Below are 14,865 nucleotides of genomic sequence, written 5' to 3'. Positions count from 1 at the left end.
GTGTATAGGAAGATATCGGACCGACTTATAGGAAGATATCGGACAACCTATAGGAAGATATCTGCCCATATGCTAGCGTCCCCCTCGAGCCGCCTGATCTGGCGGCGCAGAAGGGAACGACATGAACACCAAGAGGGTGATGTTCCAAGCAGCCGTCGGAGTCGCGCTGACGGTCGTGCTCACCGGGGGATCGGCGCTCGTCGCGGGCGCGCTCGACGCCGGCGGCGCGAAGGCCCCTGCAGCAGCGGCATCGGCACCCGCGCCCGCCGCCGACATCGTGACGGCCGACGCCCGTGCGACCTCGGCCGCCGTGAGGGTGGCGAACGCGGACCGTGGGCAGGTCACCGCACAGGCGCACAAGAAGGACCGCCCCGCGCAGGGAGGACCCGTCCACTGCGAAGACGTGCAGCTCACCATGGACTACGTCGAGCGTCCCGACCGCTCGACGTCCGCGACGAACGCCTTCGACCTCGTCTTCACGAACACCGCGTCGCAGCCGTGCTCGTTCGACGGGTGGCCCGGCCTCGTCGCGGAGGACGCCGACGGCGCGACGCTGACCTGGGCGCTCGCCTCGGGGAACACGAGCAAGCGCGCGGTGCTGCCGCCGAACGGCGGCCGTGCCGTCGCCGAGGGAACGGCCGAGGTTCCTGCCGCGATCGGGTGCGCCGAGGCGACCTCCGACCACCTGCGCGCCTACATCTCGTCGGACGGCGCCGGCGGCGGCATCGTCGACGACGTGCAGATCCCGGTCTGCATCGACGGAACCTGGACGCTGTCGCTCGGACCGCTGACCGCGCTCCACGGAGCACCCGGCGAGGTGACTCCGCCCGCTGAGCCCGAGCCGCAGCCCGAGCCCGAGCTGCCCGCCAAGTGCCAGGACGAGCAGCTGAGCCTCGAGTTCGTCCCGCGGCCCGACCGCTCGGCCGACGGTGCGGACGCATTCGAGTTCGTCTTCACGAACGCGAGCGACACGTCGTGCGCGATGTGGGGTTGGCCCGGACTGGTCGTGGAGGCGGCCGACGGTACGCCCATCGGCTTCTCGTCCGCGGTCGGAGCGGACGGCGAGCCGTTCGTCCTCGCGAACGGCGACGTCGCCACCGTGTTCGGCACTGCCCTCACTCCGAAGTCATTGAGCTGTGAGGCGATCACCGCCGACCACGTGCGGGCGTACATCACGTCCGACGGGGCCGGACCCGGCGTCGTCGCCGCTGCTCCGTTCGAGGTGTGCGCCGACGGCTCGAGCAATCTCGAGATCGGGGCGCTCACCCCGGCGTGAGCTGTCGCACTCAGTCGGAACGGCGTCGCGAGTCCGCTCGCGGCGCCGCTCCCGCGCTGGAACCGACGTCACTGCGCCGCAACCCTTGAACTGGGCTATCGGCAACTGAGCACTCCTCCGCGCGCCGAGGTGGGGGCACCCCAGGCGAAGGCCTGCGCCGAGGCGCTCGCGTCGGTGCAGGCCCGCGCGTCCGTGCGTGTCCGACGGGGAACCGGTCGGACACGCACGACGTGGCGAGGTCCGGTGCGGGGGCCTCAGACGATCGCGGCCCGGAGCGCGGCCGCGGCCGCTCCGACATCGGGCGCCCCGTAGATCGCGCCGCCGGCGACGGCGATTCGCGCCCCGGACTGCTGCACGGCCGGGATCGTGCCGGCGGTGACGCCGCCGGCGACGGAGAAGGGCACTCCCGCGCTCGCGCCGTCGTGGAGCAGGGAGTCGAGCGTGTAGCCGTCGCCCGCCTGTTCGTCGAGTCCGGCGTGCATCTCGACGAGGTCGACGCCGAGCGCGACGACCTCCTTCGCGCGCCCCGCCTTGTCGTGCACGCCGATGAGGTCGACGACGACGCCTTTGCCGTGCTTCCGGGCGGCCTTGACCGCGCCCGCGATCGTGCTGTCTCCGGCGGAACCGAGCACCGTCACGAGGTCGGCGCCCGCCGCGAAGGCGATCTCGGCCTCGAGCTCGCCGGCGTCCATCGTCTTCAGGTCGGCGAGGACCACCTTGTCGGGGTGAGCCGCCTTCACCGCGGTGACCGCCGACAGGCCCGCACTCTTGATCAGCGGAGTGCCGAGCTCGAGGATGTCGACGTGAGGGGCCGCGGCAGCCGCGAGCTCGAGCGCCGACTCGGTGCTGAGGGTGTCCATGGCGAATTGCAGTTTCATCTCTGTTCCTTCGATCTCAGGGTGTTGGTGTTCGGGGCGGCGTCACTCGAGGTTCGCGTGACGCCGCCACAGCTCCTCGGGGTCGGCCCCCGAGCGCTTCCAGAGCGCGTGGAAGACGGCGTCGCCGATCAGCATCACCGACTGCTCGAAGAGGCCGGCCGCGTACTGGGCAGAGGCGGCCCCCGATCGATCGAGCTTGTCGGAGGCGGGCACGATGACGACGGCGTCGGCCGCGGCGGCGAGAGGCGAGTCGGCGGTGGCCGTGATCGCGGCGATCCGCGCGCCGCCGTCGGTCGCGGTCCGGACGGCATGGACGATTCCGGCGGTCGTGCCGGATCCGCTGGCCGTCAGGAGCAGGTCGTTCCGCGCGATCGCCGGTGCCGTGGCCTCACCGACCACGTGCACGTCGAGTCCGAGGTGCATGAGGCGCATCGCGGTCATCCGGAGGGCGAGGCCCGAACGCCCCGCGCCGAGCACGAAGACCCGCGGCGCCGCGCTGATCTCGGCCGCGACGGCGGACAGCGACGCGGGTTCGTCACGGCGGAGTCGATCGACCACCCGCTCGAGCTCGTCGCGGATCGTCGCCAAGGCGTCGCCGACGGGGGTGTCCTGTGCGTGCATGGCGTCCATGCTGGACGCTCGTCAGCGGTGATCGGACTACCCGAACGTCCGGTTCTCCCCGTTCGAAAGGATGGGAAGCCGCTCGGGGCGGGTAGTTTGTCCGCGTGAGCAACCCGAAGCCGTTGTCCCGCCGGATGCTCGGCGAGCAGGCGCGAATCCTCGCCGACCAGGCCGACCGCCATGCGGTGACGCTCGAGTCGATGCTGGCGATCCTCCGCTCTTCCCGGCTCGACGATCGCGCGGCCCGGAACATGGCTGTCGAGATCGCCGCGAGTGCGCTGGTCAGCCTGCGCGTGGCGACCGACGAGCGCGACAGCGATGCGCTCGAGCCGGTCGTGGGGGCCTTCGCCCGCCTGCGGAACGACCTCCGCCCGCTGGTGCGGTTCGGCGACCTCGACGTGCAGTTCGTCGAGCCCCCGGCCACCGGCCGCGCCCTCCCGGGCGAAGTCGCCCATGCGGCGCGGGCGATCGTGCGCAACGCCGTGCTCGGATTCGTCGACCAGGGCGAGACGCGCCGTGTCCGGATCCAATGGGACTGCGACGGGCTCAACCTCCTCATCGGCATCCGGGACGACGGCCCCGGCCGCCTCTCGGCCCATGACGACGTCCTCCGGCCGATCGCCGAGCGGGTGACGGCGCTGGACGGCGAGTTCGGCGTCGCCTCGACGCCCGGCTGGGGATCGTCCCTGGAGGTGCGGCTGCCGCTCGACCCACCGGCCGATCCGGAGGCGCTGCCGTCCGCCGGCGCGTTGTCGGAGCGGGAGCGCGAAGTGCTGAGGTTCGTCGCGGCGGGCGCGAGGAACGACGAGATCGCGGCAGAGCTCGGCATCAGCGCGAACACGGTGAAGTTCCACGTCTCGAACCTGCTGCGCAAGTCGGGCGCACGTTCGCGCGCGCAGTTGGGGGCGCTCACTCGCTGAGCTGTCATCGCGGCCGCGCTCCGCCGGCGTTCGTCGGGTGCGGATGTTGCGAAAAGGCTTCGATCCGATGTCCGGGCCGGAACGAAAGGCATTTCCCTCTCGACAGACGGCGACTTTGGTCCTACTCTTGCAAAAACGTTTTTGAGAACTGCTCGAAACGTTCCGCACCGCCGCGGAGCCTCACGCGGCACTGTCCCAAGGAGTGATCATGCGAGCTCGTCGTTCCACAGCACTCGCCGCGTCCGCGGCAACCGTCATGCTCTTCGCCGGATGCTCCGGAGGGGCGGACGCGTCGCCGCCGGACGCCGACGCCCAGCGCGTGCTGCTCGTCTCGAACCAGCCCCTCGACCCGGGCACCTCGGGCGGTGAGATCGTCGCCGACGGGCTCGACGTCTGCGCCGAGGAGGGCTGGGAGACCCAGTCGATCGTCGTGGCCGACGTCAACCAGTACGAGTCGACGCTGCGCACCGCCGCACGAGACGGCTACGACCTCATCGCCACGACCTTCCCCCCGATGAGCGATGCCACCGTGGCCGTCGCCGACGAGAGCCCCGACACCGACTTCGTCGCGATCTACCAGTTCACGAACACCGAGGGCGAGGAGGTGCACCCGAACATCGCCAGCAGTTCGTTCTCGTACGAGCAGACCGGGTACCTCTGGGGGGTCGCTGCGGCGACGCTCAGCGAGGCGGGACGCACCGGCGTCGTGAACGGCATGGCCGAGCCCGGCAGCAACACCGTCATCAACGGGGTCATCCAGGGGGCGGCGAGCGTGCGGCCCGATCTCGGGCTGACCGTGACCTACACGAACTCCTACACCGACCCCGCGAAGGGCAGCGAGAACACCGCAGCCCTGCTCAACGACGGCGTCGACCTGGTCTTCGCCATGGCAGACCAGTCGAACATCGGGGTGATCGACACCGCCAAGGACGCGGGAGCACTCGTGATCGGCGACACCGCGCAGCGCATCGAGAGCTACCCCGAGGGCATCGTCGCCACGCAGCCGCTGACCTTCGGCGAACCGCTCGCCGACGCCTGCCGCGGAGAGTTCGCGGGCGGCGAGCACACGGTCTACCAGCTGAGCGAAGCCGGCGGGCAGCAGATCCTCGACGAGGTCGCGGCCTGGGCCGAGGCATCCGGCTCGCCCCGCGGCGGCGAGGCCGTCGATGCCGTGAACGCGGCATGGGAGGCCATCCGGTCCGGCGAGCTCGTCGTCGAGGCCGACCCGTCCGAGCCCGGCACCGGGAACTGATCCGGCATGCCGAGCACTCGGATCGACCCAGGCCGGACACCGGGACAGCCCGCCGTGGAGGTGATCGGCGTGACCAAGCGGTACGGCGAGCTCATCGCACTCGACGAAGTCTCGTTCGCGGTGCGGCCCGGCACCGTCCACGGACTGATCGGCGAGAACGGCGCGGGCAAGTCGACGCTCTCGAAGATCATGTTCGGCATGGAGCAGCCGGATCACGGCTCGGTCCGGGTGCTCGGCACCTCCACCACGTCCGCCCCGGCTGGACGCGTCGCCGGAGTGGGCATGGTCCACCAGCACTTCGCGCAGGCCCCGTCGATGACGGTGCTCGAGAACCTCGCGCTCTCGGCGAGGTCCGCCGGCGAGCCGCGACGGCTGAGCCTCCGCGAGGTCGGCCGACACGCCCAGGAGGTCGCCGCCGGGCTCGGGTTCGCCCTCGACCTCCGAGCGCGAGTCGACAAGCTCTCGGTCGGGGCTCGGCAGCGGATCGAGATCGTCAAGGCGCTGCAGCACGGGGCCGGGGTCCTCCTGCTCGACGAGCCGACCGCCGTGCTCGCGCCCGGCGAGATCGCGGAGCTGGTCGAGCTCATGCGCGGCCTCGCCGCCGCGGGCACCGCCGTCGTGTTCGTCTCGCACAAGCTCGACGAGGTGCTCGCCGCGTGCGACGAGGTGACCGTGCTGCGGCGCGGTGCCGTCGTCGCGCGGCTCGACTGCGTCGGGCTCGAGGCCGCGGACCTCGCCCGCGCCATGACCGGCGACGACCCCGTGCGCCGCCCGAAGGCGGCCTTCGACCCGGGACCGGTCGCCCTGGCGGTGCGCGGGCTCCGCGCGCGCGGCGATCGCGGACGCCCGGCGGTGGCCGGGGCCGACCTGACCCTGCACGAGGGCGAGATCGTCGGCGTCGCCGGTATCGACGGCAACGGACAGGAGGAGTTCGTCGAGGTCATCGCCGGACTCCGCGGGCTCGAGGCGGGCGAGGTCGAGCTGCACGGCGCCGCGCTCGCCGGGCGGAGTCCCCGCGAGATCAGGGCGCTCGGCGTCGCCCACATCGCCTCCGATCGCCTCGAGACCGGTGTCGCCCCGACGCTCAGCATCCAGGACAACCTCGTCGCGACCCGCTTCCGCGATCCCGAGCACGCGCGCTTCGGCTTCACCCGCGCGAACGCCGCCCGGGAGGCCGTCGACGCCGCGATCGCCGAGTACGACATCCGCGGCGCCTCCGCCGCGCTGCCGATCGGCGCGCTCTCGGGCGGAAACATGCAGAAGGTCGTGGTCGCCCGTGAGCTCTCGACCCGTCCCGCAGTGCTGCTCGCCGCCCACCCCACACGGGGCGTCGACCTGAAGGCGATCGAGTGGATCCACGCCGCGATCGCCGGCGCGCGGGCGCGCGGGTGCGCCGTCCTGCTGCTCTCCACCGAGCTCGACGAGCTGCTCTCGCTCGCCGACCGCATCGTGGTCTTCTCCCGGGGGCGCATCGTCGTCGAGCTCGACCCGGCGACCACCGGCCCGGCCGAGATCGGCGTGTACATGACCGGCGCCGCTGCGGTGTCCGCAACGCCGCCGGGCTCGGAGACCGAGGCAGATCGCGCCCTCGAACGAACGGCTGCGGCCTCATGACCACACGGATGCTCCGCTCCATCGCGCTCCGCCTCCTCGGCCTCGCGGTGGGACTGGCCGCCTCGGCGCTCGTCATGCTCGCCACCGGCAACGACGTCGTCGGGTTCATCGAGGCCATCGGGGCCGGCTTCGGCGCCAACCTCGACTCGACACTGCGTTGGTTCGCGCCGCTGCTGCTCGCCGGCGTCGCCGGGGTCATCGCGTTCCGAGACGGCGCCTTCAACCTCGGCCTGGACGGCCAGATCTACCTCGGAGCCGCGGCGAGCAGCGTCGTTGCGCTCGGCATCGGGCGCGAGCTGCATCCCGTCGTCGGCATCGCCCTCTGCATCGCTGCGGCGATCGTCGCGGGCGCGGCGGTCGCCGGGGTCTGCGCCCTGCTCCGGCTCCTCTTCGGCACGCCCGAGGTGATCACGACGCTCGTGATGAACCCGCTCTGCGCGATCGTCGTGACCCTGCTGGTGACCGGCCCGCTCGCGCCGCGCGGCGACGCCGGCAACACCGAGTCGAGCGAGGTGATCCCCGAGCAGCTGTGGCTGCCGTCCCTCGCCCCGCACTCGCTCGCGACCGTCGCCGTGGCGCTCGCCCTCGCCGTCGTCGCGATCGTCGCCGTCTACTACCGCTTCACGGTCTGGGGCCTCGAGTCGCGCCTCTTCGGGGCCGCACCGTCGTTCTCCTTCTACGCGGGCGTGCCGAACGTGCGGGTGTTCCTCAGGGCGATGCTCGTCAGCGGCGGCATCGCCGGGCTCGTCGGCGCGACCGAGGTGCTGGGCGTGCAGCATCGCCTCGCGAAGGGGTTCAACCCGGGGCTCGGGTTCGACGGCATCGCGGTCGCGCTCGTCGGCGGGCTCTCGGTCGTCGCCCTCGTCGGTGTCGCGTTCCTCTTCGCGCTCCTCCGCCAAGCCGGCGAGGTCTCCCAGATCACCCTCGGCATCCCTTCCGAACTGGTCGACGTCATGATCGCGCTCATCATCCTGACGACGAGTGCGCACGTCGTCATCCGCTGGTCGGGGCGCCGGCGGATCGGGCGCCATCCACGTCCGCCGGCGCTGTCGCCGCCCACTCCACTGCAGACCGAGACCGAGGAGGCCGTGGCGCCATGACCATCGACGCGCAGTTCTTCGGCTCGGTGCTCACCACCATGGCGCCGCTCGTGCTCGCGGCGCTCGGGGCGCTGGTCTGCTTCCGCTCGGGCTTCTTCAACATCGCCATCGAGGGGCAGATGCTCGTCGCCGCGTTCGCCGCGGCGGCGACCGCCGTCGCCACCGGCAACGCGCTGCTTGCCGTGCTGGCAGGCGCCGCGGCATCCGTCGCGCTGGTCGCCGTGGTCGCCGTGGCCACTTACTGGGCCGGCGTCGACGCGATCGTCGCCGGCATCGCCGCCAACCTGCTCGCAGCGGGGCTCACCGCGCTACTCACCCGCGAGATGACGGGCGGCAGCAGTTCGATCGTCGTGACCGACGGGCGGCTGCCACGCATCGAGGCGGGCTGGGTGTCCGGATGGGGGTTCCTCGGGGACCTGTTCCGCGGGCAGACGCCCCTCGTGCTCGTGGCCGTCCTCGCGATCCCTTCCGTCTGGTGGTTCCTGACGCGCACTCGCACGGGACTCGGGGTCCGGGCGCTCGGCGAGAGCGAATTGGCGGTGCGCTCCTCTGGGCTCTCAGTGGCGCGGGTGCGCCTGACGACGACGGTGCTCTGCGGCGTGCTCGCCGGGCTCGCGGGCGCCCAGCTCTCGCTCGGCCCCGCGACGAGCTTCTCGGTCGGCATGACCAACGGGCGCGGCTTCACGGCGATCATCGCCGCGATGATCGGCACCACGGTGGTCGCGGCTGTCCTCGGCTGCGCGCTCTTCGGCATCGTCGAGGCGCTCGGGCTGCGCATCCAGCTCGGCGACACCGGCCTGCCCCAGGTAGTCGTGCAGGCGATCCCGTACCTGCTCGCCCTCGTCGTGCTGTCGGCGGCCTCGGCCGTGCAGCAGCGCCGCATCGACCCCGTCCGCCGACGCGTGCTGCGGCACTGATCATGGGAGAGTGGCGAGTCCATGCGGCGCCGGCGAGCGACGAGTTCCTCCGGCTGCGACGCACGCTCGAGGTGCCGTCCGGCCCGCCGCCGACGCGGCTGCGCGAGGAGCGCTGGGCCTTCCGGGCCTGGGCGTCGCGCCTGCAGCTTTCGCCCGACGTCGTGGTCGAGCCGGCCGAAGGCATGCCCGAGCGCGGGACGGAGTGGGTGCGGCCGATCGGCGCTGACGTGCGGCAGGACGTGATCCTGTACCTCCACGGCGGCGGGTTCCGCGTGGGGGCGCCGTCGACGGCGCGGTCGATCACGAGTCACTTGTCGGCCGCGTGCGGCCTCGAGCTGTTGAGCACGGCGTACCCGCTCGCCCCCGAGGCGGCGATCGACGACATGGTCGCGAGCGCCGTGCGCACGCTCCACGCGCTGCGAGCCGAGCGGCCGCGGGCGCGGGTCGTGCTCGCGGGCGACTCGGCCGGCGGATACCTCGCGCTCGCTCTCGTGGCCGAGCTGGAGCGCCGCGGCGAGCCGCTGCCGGCCGCCGTCGTGCTGTTCTGCCCGTTGACGGCGATCGATGCGAGGGCCGAGGGCGAGCGCGAGATCCGCGATCCGATGCTGAACGAGGAGATGCTCACGGCGGTGCGACGGGACGCACGGCCGCGCCGGGCCCGGCGCCTCGCGGTCGCACCGGCCCCGGCGAAGGCCGCCCCGCCCGATGCGGCGGCGGTGCCGATGCTCATCCAGTACGGCGGCCTCGAGCTGCTCGCCGGCTCGATCGAGTCGTTCGCCGAACGTGCGCGCCCCGGGCGCGAGCGGATGCTCGTCGAGGAATGGTGCCACGCGTTCCACGTGTGGCACCTCTTCGCCGGGATGCTCCCCGAGTCGGATGCGGCGATCGCCTCGGCGTCAGCCTTCGTGCGCGACGCGTTGCGCTGAGGCGTCTGTGCGCAACAGCTCGCGGAGGCGGTCGTGGGGGAGGGCGTGCGCCGTGGCGCCGTCCCTCCCCGTCATCGTGGCGGCGGCCAGCATCGCGTTGACGACGGACTCCTCGGCAGCATCCACGACGGCGTCGAAGAGCAGGCCCGCGGCCCGGTTGGAGAGGCTCGTCAGCTCGAGGAGCTCGGCGCGGCCGTCGTGTCCGTCGTCGGCCGGGATCGCACCGCGGGCGGCGGTCGAGAACGCGAGGAAGAGGTCGCCGCTCGAGTGCTCGCCCACCGCCCCGCAGCGGGCGATGCCGAGGCCGGCGCGCTGCGCGAGGCGCCTGCACTGGTGGGGGAGCAGCGGGGCGTCTGTCGCGATGACCCCGATCACCGATCCCGCGCCCTGGCCGGGCGCGGAGGCGGGCACCGGGAACTCGGCCTCCGGGATGAGCCGGCCGACGGGGACGCCCGCGATGCTGAGGCGCTCGCGGCGGCCGTGGTTGGCCTGGAGCAGCACGCCGACGGTGTACCGGTCGTCGCCGACGGCGACGACCCGCGAGCTCGTGCCGATGCCGCCCTTGAAGCCGTGGCAGATCATGCCGGTGCCGCCGCCGACCGACCCCTCGGGAACCGCGCCGCCGTGGGCGTCGCCCCACGCCTCGCGGACGTGGCGCGGGGTGACGTGCTGCCCGACGATGTCGCTCAGCACGCCGTCCCACGTCTCGCCGACGAGCGGGAGGAACCACTCGTCGCCCCGTGAGCCCAGGCGTCTCGCCGCCATGTCGACGAGGGTGTCGCGAACGACGCCGACGGAGTGGGTGTTCGTGAGGCCGATGTCGCCCGTGACGAGACCGGACTCCTCTACCCAGTGGATGCCGGTGAACTCGCCGTTGCCGTTGAGTCGATGGAACCCGCCGAAGACCGGTTCGGCGAAGGGCTCGCCGCCGTGCGGCCGAATGACGGTGATGCCCGTGCGGACCGGGCCGTCGCCGACCCGCAGCGCGCCCTCGCCCTCGATCACGGTGCTGTGCCCGACGAGCACCCCCGGCACGTCGGTGATGGCGTTCAGCGGGCCGCGAGGGAGGCCGCCGAACCGCACGCCGAGGTCTGTCGCCCGCATCTTCCGGCCTCCTCGCCGATCAGTCGCCGTCGGCCATGCCGAGGGCGAAGAAGTCGAGCCCGCCGACGAGCAGCACGTTGCCGTAGGGGGTCGTCTCACCAGTCTGGACGATGAGCTGCGCGGTGGGCAGCAGCGCCTCGATGTCGTCGTGCGGCAGTTCGCGCACGCGGGTGCCTGCGGCGGCGAAGACCTCGTCGACGGAGGCGCTCACGGTCGGGTTGACCTTGCGCATCTCGGCGGCGACGATCACCTCCTCGATGACGAGCTCCGCCTGGAGGACGCGGGCGACCGCGTCGACCGAGGGGATGCCGTTGGTGAGGGCGAGGTCGACCGTCGCCACCCCGGGAGGAACGGGGAGGCCGGCGTCGGCGATCACGATGATCTCGCCGAACCGCAGGCCGGTGACGGCCGCGCTCAGCTGCCGGTTCAGAAGTGCACTGCCACGCTGCATGAGGTCTCCTTTTGCAAAAACGTTATTGCTCCAAGTAGAGCCCGCCGCGACGGTGATGTCAAGAGGGTGCGCGGAGTCGTCGGAGCCAGGACGCGAGCGACCGTGCGGGCGCGGACGGCGGTCGGCGACCGGCTCAGCCGGCGGCTGCCGTCGATTCGCGCACGACGAGCTCGGGCTGCAGCAGCACGTGGCGACCGGGTCCGCCGTTGCGTTCGAGCAGCAGGCGCGTCGCCTCGCCCGCGATTCCGTCGACCGGCTGGCGGACGGTGGTGAGGGGCGGCCACGAGATGCCCGAGTACGAGATGTCGTCGAAGCCCACGATGCTGAGGTCGTCGGGGAGGGCGATGCCGGTGCGGTGCGCTTCCGCGATCGCGGCCAGGGCGAGCATGTCGTCGCCCGCGCACAGCGCGGTGAAGGTCGACGCCAGGCTGATGAGGCGGCGGGCCTGATCGACGGCGTCGTCGATCGTGAAGGCGCTGAAGCCCTCGGTGACGACCGAGAGCCCGTGCTCGGCCATGCGCGCCCGCACGGCGGCATGCCTGGCTCGCGCGCTCGAGAGCTCCTGGTCGCCGGCGAGCTGTGCGATGCGGGTGTGGCCGAGGGAAACGAGGTGGTCAACGGTCATTTCCGCACCGCGGCGATGGTCGCAGCTGACGAAGTCGCCCGTCCAGCCGTAGACCTCGCGGTCGACGACGACGGTTGGCACCGCGTCGGCCAGCGTGTTCAGGCGCGCGAGCTTCGTGCCGGCGGTCGGGATGAGGAGGAGCCCGTCGACGCGTCGGTCCTCGAAGGCCCGGAGGTAGTGCTCCTCACGCTCGGCGTCGTTGCCGCTGTCGCCGATGAGGAGCGAGAGCCCCTCGTCGGCCACCGCGCGTTCGACGGCGCGCACGAGCTCGGTGAGGAACAGGTCGGTGACGTCGGGAACGACGATGCCGATCATGCCCGAGCGCTTGCTCGCGAGCGACCGGGCGACGAGGTTCGGCTCGTAGCCGAGCTCATCGGCGATGCGGCGGACCTTGGCCCTGGTCTCGGCGTTGACACGCCGGACGCCGGTCAGCGCGTTGGATGCCGTGGAGACCGAGACGCCCGCGGCCTTCGCCACATCGACGATCGTCGGTCGCTGCGACTTCGCCATCCGCCCTCCAGCACCCGTCGAGGAGAAATCCGTAAACCGACCCTAGACCAATCGACGGTCCGGGCGTATGGTTGCAAAAACGTTTTAGGAGCAGCGTGGACCTGAAATTCGGATTCAGCATGAACCCCGGCGACCTCGGCGAGGTGCGCGACGTCGGTCGCGCCGCCGAGACGGCCGGATACGACCGAGTCGGCGTGTGGGACTCGCCCGCGCTCTTCCACGATCCGTGGGTGACGCTGGCCTCGCTCGCCGAGCACACGCGGTCGATCCGGCTCGGGACGTGGGTCACCAACCCGCTCACCAGGCATCCGGTCGTGACGGCGAGCGCCGCGGCATCCCTCGACGAACTCGCACCCGGCCGGGTCGTCCTCGGCATCGGCACCGGCGACAGCGGCGTCTACAACCTCGCCCGGTCGGCAGCCCCGCTCGACGCCCTCCGCGAGTACGTCGAAGCGGTGCGGGGGCTCCTGACCGAGGGCGAGGCGACCTGGCAGGGCGGCACGCTGCGGATGCGCCCGGCGCGCAACCCGGTGCCGATCTGGATCTCGGCGCACGGCGCCCGCTCCATCCGCATGGCGGGGCGCATCGGCGACGGCGTCGTGTTCGGGCTCGGCGTCAGCCCCGAGGTCGTCACCCAGAGCCTCTCGATGCTCGAGCGGGGCGCCGAGGAAGCAGGCCGCGATGTCGCGGAGCTCGAGCGCTGGTTCACCGCACCCTGGTACGTCGACCGCGATCGGGCGGAGGCCCGCGAGGGCGCGCTCTGGCACGTCGCGAGCCTCGCCCACCACATCTCGCGAAGCGGCGTCGCCGGCAAGTTCATGCCAGAGCGGATGGCCGCCGGCGTGCTCGAGCTCGGCAACGCCTACGACCTGATGTCGCACGGCGACCCGTCGGAGTCGCTCCGCGCCGAGTACCGGGCCCTTGCCCGCTCGTCCGGGGTCGCCGACTACCTGATCGACCGCTTCACGATCTCGGGCACCCCCGAGGAGTGCGCGGGAAGGGTGCTCGCCTCCGCCGAGGCGGGCGCCGAACGCCACGACTGCGCCAACGACTCGCCGGTCGGCGGGCTCGGCGAACGGCCGCATGTCTGGGCCGCCGAGGTGATGCCGCTGCTCGATCCGCACCCGACCACTCCCCGCATCGAAAGGACCGCCCATGTTTGACCTCGCCATCCGCAACGGCCACGCCGTCACACCAGAGATCGAGGGACCGATAGACATCGGCGTGCGCGACGGGCGCATCGTCGAACTCGCCGAGGCCGGCACCCTCGGGCCGGCGCGCACCGAGGTCGACGCCACCGGCCTCCTCGTGCTCCCCGGCGGCGTCGAGGCGCACGCCCACATCCTTGAACCCGCCCACCGCGGGTGGACGAAGGGGGAGGAGATCTGGCTGCAAGGCCCCGAGGGCGCGAGCAGGGCCGCCGCGTTCGGCGGCACGACGACCGTCGCCTCCTTCGCCTTCCTCGGCGTGCACGACATGAACAGCGACGACCCCGTGGAGGCGGTCGCGCGTCGTCGAGAGCTTTTCGAGGGCCGCTCGTACGTCGACTTCACCTTCCACCCCGGCATCGTGGGCAACCCCTCGGCCGAGCTGCTCGCCAACGTCGGGCGCGCGGTCGAGGCCGGCATCCCGACTTTCAAGGCCTTCACGACCTGCGTCACCACCGCGCAGGAGGGGGTGAAGATGGACGACGGGCCGCTGCTCGAGCTCATGGGCGTGCTCGCCCAGTCGGGCGGGATGCTCCTGGTGCACGCCGAGTCAGACGAGCTCGTCACCCACATGGAGGCCAAGCTCAAGCACGAGCACCACGACGAGTGGTACAACCTCCACCTGGTCCACTCCTCGCTCTCCGAGGAGCTCGCCTTCCACAAGGTGTGCCGCCTCGCACGCGAGCACGGCACCGCCGTCTACTTCGTGCACGTCACCGGGGAGAGCGGTGCCGACGTCATCGCCGCCGCCCGCGCCGGCGGACAGCCGATCTACGGCGAGGTGCTGCACAACTACCTCTGCTTCACCGCCGAGGACTACAAGCAGCCCGACGGCGGCAAGATCCAGACGTACCCGGCGCTCAAGGAGGACCGCGACCGCGACGCGCTCTGGGAGGGCCTGCTCGACGGCTCGCTCACGACCGTTGCGACCGACGAGTACACGACCGACTACGCCGTGAAGGTCGGTGGCAAGACGATCGAGACCGCGTGCGGCGGCCACGCCGGCATCGAGACGCGCGGCATCATCACCTACACCGAAGGCGTCGCCACCGGGCGGATGACGCTGCGCCAGTTCGTCGACGTCTTCTCGACCCGCCCCGCCAAGGTGCTCGGCCTCTACCCGAGGAAGGGCGCGATCGCCGTCGGCTCCGACGCCGACTTCGCCATCTGGGACCCGTCGGTCGAGCGCACCATCACGATCGACGACCTGCACCACGACGGCGACTACAGCATCTGGGAGGGCTGGAACGCCCGCGGTTGGCCGGTCACCACGATCGTGCGCGGCGAGCTCGTCGTCGATCGCGGACGCCTCGCCGGATCGCCGGAGCACGGCGCCTGGCAGTGGCGGAAGCTCACCGCCGAGGTGCTCGACGGGCCCGGCGCCTGAACCCATCGCGGCGCGGCGTCGCCGCACCACTCCACGACCCATCCGACCGAAGCAACAGCGCCGTCGCCGGACCATC

General features: G+C 72.0%; 14 protein-coding genes. 9 read left to right on the top strand and 5 right to left on the bottom strand.

The annotated features are described in order from the left end of the window. The first annotated feature begins 121 nt into the window (after window positions 1-121). Window positions 122-1,276, top strand: a complete 1,155-nt coding sequence (locus ACFVTR_RS06980; RefSeq protein WP_387035913.1) for a DUF4232 domain-containing protein — start codon at window positions 122-124, stop codon at window positions 1,274-1,276. Window positions 1,277-1,530: 254 nt separating this feature from the next. Here the strand turns inward: ACFVTR_RS06980 and hxlA are convergent, their stop codons facing one another. Both hxlA and hxlB read right to left on the bottom strand, forming a co-directional pair. Continuing rightward, complete coding sequence (gene hxlA / locus ACFVTR_RS06975; RefSeq protein WP_387035910.1) at window positions 1,531-2,154, bottom strand: 3-hexulose-6-phosphate synthase; 624 nt, start codon at window positions 2,152-2,154, stop codon at window positions 1,531-1,533. 42 nt (window positions 2,155-2,196) lie between these two features. Further along, a complete protein-coding gene (gene hxlB / locus ACFVTR_RS06970; protein ID WP_387035907.1) occupies window positions 2,197-2,775 on the bottom strand; it encodes a 6-phospho-3-hexuloisomerase in 579 nt (192 codons plus the stop codon). A gap of 104 nt (window positions 2,776-2,879) precedes the next feature. On the opposite strand from hxlB, the gene ACFVTR_RS06965 reads away from it, so the two are divergent. The 6 genes from ACFVTR_RS06965 to ACFVTR_RS06940 all read left to right on the top strand — a co-directional run bounded on the left by ACFVTR_RS06965 (window position 2,880) and on the right by ACFVTR_RS06940 (window position 9,504). Then, window positions 2,880-3,695 (top strand): LuxR C-terminal-related transcriptional regulator, encoded by an 816-nt coding sequence (locus tag ACFVTR_RS06965; RefSeq protein WP_387035905.1) that lies wholly within the window; start codon window positions 2,880-2,882, stop codon window positions 3,693-3,695. Between the two features lie 208 nt (window positions 3,696-3,903). After that, the gene (locus tag ACFVTR_RS06960; RefSeq protein ID WP_387035903.1) at window positions 3,904-4,947 is read left to right on the top strand and encodes a BMP family ABC transporter substrate-binding protein; all 1,044 of its coding nucleotides are present in this window, start codon (window positions 3,904-3,906) and stop codon (window positions 4,945-4,947) included. A gap of 69 nt (window positions 4,948-5,016) precedes the next feature. Beyond that, window positions 5,017-6,561 carry an ABC transporter ATP-binding protein gene (locus tag ACFVTR_RS06955; RefSeq protein ID WP_387035902.1) on the top strand — a complete coding sequence of 515 codons (1,545 nt, stop codon included), beginning with the start codon at window positions 5,017-5,019 and terminating at the stop codon, window positions 6,559-6,561. After that, complete coding sequence (locus tag ACFVTR_RS06950; protein WP_387035899.1) at window positions 6,558-7,661, top strand: ABC transporter permease; 1,104 nt, start codon at window positions 6,558-6,560, stop codon at window positions 7,659-7,661. Before ACFVTR_RS06955 ends, ACFVTR_RS06950 begins: the two co-directional genes overlap by 4 nt. Beyond that, window positions 7,658-8,578: an ABC transporter permease gene (locus ACFVTR_RS06945; RefSeq protein WP_387035896.1), complete on the top strand. Its 921-nt coding sequence runs from the start codon at window positions 7,658-7,660 to the stop codon at window positions 8,576-8,578. The genes ACFVTR_RS06950 and ACFVTR_RS06945 overlap by 4 nt, the downstream gene beginning before the upstream one ends. A 2-nt stretch (window positions 8,579-8,580) precedes the next feature. After that, window positions 8,581-9,504 carry an alpha/beta hydrolase gene (locus ACFVTR_RS06940; protein WP_387035894.1) on the top strand — a complete coding sequence of 308 codons (924 nt, stop codon included), beginning with the start codon at window positions 8,581-8,583 and terminating at the stop codon, window positions 9,502-9,504. Here the strand turns inward: ACFVTR_RS06940 and ACFVTR_RS06935 are convergent. From ACFVTR_RS06935 to ACFVTR_RS06925, 3 genes are all read right to left on the bottom strand, one after another. After that, window positions 9,475-10,608, bottom strand: coding sequence for a P1 family peptidase (locus tag ACFVTR_RS06935; protein ID WP_387035893.1), 1,134 nt, complete (start codon window positions 10,606-10,608; stop codon window positions 9,475-9,477). The two genes, ACFVTR_RS06940 and ACFVTR_RS06935, sit on opposite strands and share 30 nt — an antisense overlap. 19 nt (window positions 10,609-10,627) lie before the next feature. Beyond that, window positions 10,628-11,059, bottom strand: coding sequence for a D-ribose pyranase (gene rbsD / locus ACFVTR_RS06930; protein ID WP_387035890.1), 432 nt, complete (start codon window positions 11,057-11,059; stop codon window positions 10,628-10,630). A gap of 133 nt (window positions 11,060-11,192) precedes the next feature. After that, window positions 11,193-12,194, bottom strand: a complete 1,002-nt coding sequence (locus tag ACFVTR_RS06925; RefSeq protein ID WP_387035888.1) for a LacI family DNA-binding transcriptional regulator — start codon at window positions 12,192-12,194, stop codon at window positions 11,193-11,195. A 95-nt stretch (window positions 12,195-12,289) separates the two neighbouring features. On the opposite strand from ACFVTR_RS06925, the gene ACFVTR_RS06920 reads away from it, so the two are divergent. Both ACFVTR_RS06920 and ACFVTR_RS06915 read left to right on the top strand, forming a co-directional pair. Continuing rightward, a complete protein-coding gene (locus tag ACFVTR_RS06920) occupies window positions 12,290-13,357 on the top strand; it encodes an LLM class flavin-dependent oxidoreductase (protein ID WP_387035885.1) in 1,068 nt (355 codons plus the stop codon). Further along, window positions 13,350-14,789, top strand: a complete 1,440-nt coding sequence (locus ACFVTR_RS06915) for an amidohydrolase family protein (protein ID WP_387035883.1) — start codon at window positions 13,350-13,352, stop codon at window positions 14,787-14,789. The genes ACFVTR_RS06920 and ACFVTR_RS06915 overlap by 8 nt, the downstream gene beginning before the upstream one ends. Window positions 14,790-14,865 lie beyond the last annotated feature (76 nt).

This window comes from Agromyces sp. NPDC058126 (assembly GCF_042884595.1).
In the GTDB taxonomy this organism is placed as follows: domain Bacteria; phylum Actinomycetota; class Actinomycetes; order Actinomycetales; family Microbacteriaceae; genus Agromyces.
This window is presented reverse-complemented; position numbering and strand designations above follow the sequence as displayed.

Excerpts from the sequence above, each read along its gene's own strand:
- ACFVTR_RS06960 (WP_387035903.1), top strand. The coding sequence starts at position 3,904 with ATGCGAGCTCGTCGTTCCACAGCACTCGCCGCGTCCGCGGCAACCGTC.
- ACFVTR_RS06935 (WP_387035893.1), bottom strand. The coding sequence starts at position 10,608 with ATGCGGGCGACAGACCTCGGCGTGCGGTTCGGCGGCCTCCCTCGCGGC.
- ACFVTR_RS06925 (WP_387035888.1), bottom strand. The coding sequence starts at position 12,194 with ATGGCGAAGTCGCAGCGACCGACGATCGTCGATGTGGCGAAGGCCGCG.
- ACFVTR_RS06940 (WP_387035894.1), top strand. The coding sequence starts at position 8,581 with ATGGGAGAGTGGCGAGTCCATGCGGCGCCGGCGAGCGACGAGTTCCTC.
- hxlA (WP_387035910.1), bottom strand. The coding sequence starts at position 2,154 with ATGAAACTGCAATTCGCCATGGACACCCTCAGCACCGAGTCGGCGCTC.
- ACFVTR_RS06915 (WP_387035883.1), top strand. The coding sequence starts at position 13,350 with ATGTTTGACCTCGCCATCCGCAACGGCCACGCCGTCACACCAGAGATC.
- ACFVTR_RS06945 (WP_387035896.1), top strand. The coding sequence starts at position 7,658 with ATGACCATCGACGCGCAGTTCTTCGGCTCGGTGCTCACCACCATGGCG.
- rbsD (WP_387035890.1), bottom strand. The coding sequence starts at position 11,059 with ATGCAGCGTGGCAGTGCACTTCTGAACCGGCAGCTGAGCGCGGCCGTC.
- hxlB (WP_387035907.1), bottom strand. The coding sequence starts at position 2,775 with ATGCACGCACAGGACACCCCCGTCGGCGACGCCTTGGCGACGATCCGC.
- ACFVTR_RS06980 (WP_387035913.1), top strand. The coding sequence starts at position 122 with ATGAACACCAAGAGGGTGATGTTCCAAGCAGCCGTCGGAGTCGCGCTG.
- ACFVTR_RS06950 (WP_387035899.1), top strand. The coding sequence starts at position 6,558 with ATGACCACACGGATGCTCCGCTCCATCGCGCTCCGCCTCCTCGGCCTC.